The following is a 1,081-nucleotide window of genomic DNA, read 5'->3' as shown; positions in this document are numbered from 1 at the left end:
ATGGCAAAGAAGTACCGAATTGTGTGAAGGGAGAAAAAGATTCCTCCGACAATGGCGAGTCTTGTGATACCAAATACGCTGAAGTAAAAGTGCCCACGGGCTGGAATGTGTCGAAGTCTGGCGGCGTAATCGGTCCAGCCATAACCCGTGCCCAGCACCTCAGCGGTAACCAAGATCAGTCAATGTATAACAATGAACAACAATAACGAGGGGTTTCAAGTCCCCGAGGGCTGGTCAGTAGATCCAGGATTCGCCGAATCCGGGAAGAAGTATAGTAAGACGGTCACTGACCCCGAGACCGGCCGCAAACGCAAAGTCCGTTATGGTGCGAAGGGCTATAGCATTGCTCCTGGCACCGATAAGGGAGACCGGTACTGTACTCGCTCTGAAGGGCAGCGCAAACAATACGGATACGACTGTAGCGGGAAGGATAAAAACACCCCGCTGTGCCTATCCCGTGCCAAATGGCGCTGCTCAGGCACCAGCTCTAGGAAGACATAACAGTCTTCCCGTGCTACACTACTGACATTGACTACTACCCTCTACCCACAAATACCATGATCACAGGACTTCTTTATTTTTTCATCTTTCTTACCTGGTCTGTGGGGATTCTCTGCCTCCTCTGCCTATTGTCCATCAAACTCCAGCAGCATAGGGTTCTGATGGATGCTGTTTCTGGAAACAACGGAAGTAAGAAACAATCTCGAGAGATTCCGGAAGAACTCAAGTCGCTGATGGAGAGAAGCCCGGGTCATCCCGAGGTAGAAGAGATAGAGGGGAGCGATGAGGTGTTTGGTATAATCTTCAAATCGGAGTCGTATCCACCCACCATGGAAGAAAGTAACGATGAGGACTAATATCAAGCCGCCTAAGTGCGGCATTGAAATGATTAAGCGATTCGAATCCTGCGAGCTGGTAGCCTACCCCGATCCGGGTACCGGAGGAGATCCTTGGACTATTGGCTGGGGTAACACCCGCTGGGACGATGGAAGACCGGTTAAGAAGGGAGATGTTATCACTGCGAAAGGAGCGGATGACCTTTTGTATTTCTGGATCGAGAAGTCTTTTTGGCCCGGGGTAG

At 50.6% G+C, this 1,081-nt stretch carries 4 protein-coding genes; all 4 read left to right on the top strand.

Annotated elements, in window-relative coordinates; all coding sequences use genetic code 11:
• Positions 1–23 precede the first annotated feature (23 nt).
• Positions 24–206 carry a hypothetical protein gene (locus EBR25_14435; GenBank protein ID NBW42167.1) on the top strand — a complete coding sequence of 61 codons (183 nt, stop codon included), beginning with the start codon at positions 24–26 and terminating at the stop codon, positions 204–206.
• Positions 193–501: a hypothetical protein gene (locus EBR25_14430; GenBank protein NBW42166.1), complete on the top strand. Its 309-nt coding sequence runs from the start codon at positions 193–195 to the stop codon at positions 499–501. Before EBR25_14435 ends, EBR25_14430 begins: the two co-directional genes overlap by 14 nt.
• Positions 502–662: 161 nt before the next feature.
• A complete protein-coding gene (locus EBR25_14425) occupies positions 663–857 on the top strand; it encodes a hypothetical protein (GenBank protein ID NBW42165.1) in 195 nt (64 codons plus the stop codon).
• Positions 847–1,081: lysin (locus EBR25_14420; protein NBW42164.1), on the top strand; the 235-nt coding region annotated here is incomplete at its 3' end. The genes EBR25_14425 and EBR25_14420, both read left to right, overlap by 11 nt.

The organism is bacterium (assembly GCA_009926305.1).
Classification (GTDB): Bacteria; Bdellovibrionota_C; UBA2361; order UBA2361; family RFPC01; genus RFPC01.
Note: the sequence above shows the minus strand (reverse complement) of the source record. Positions and strands in the feature narration are given on the sequence as shown.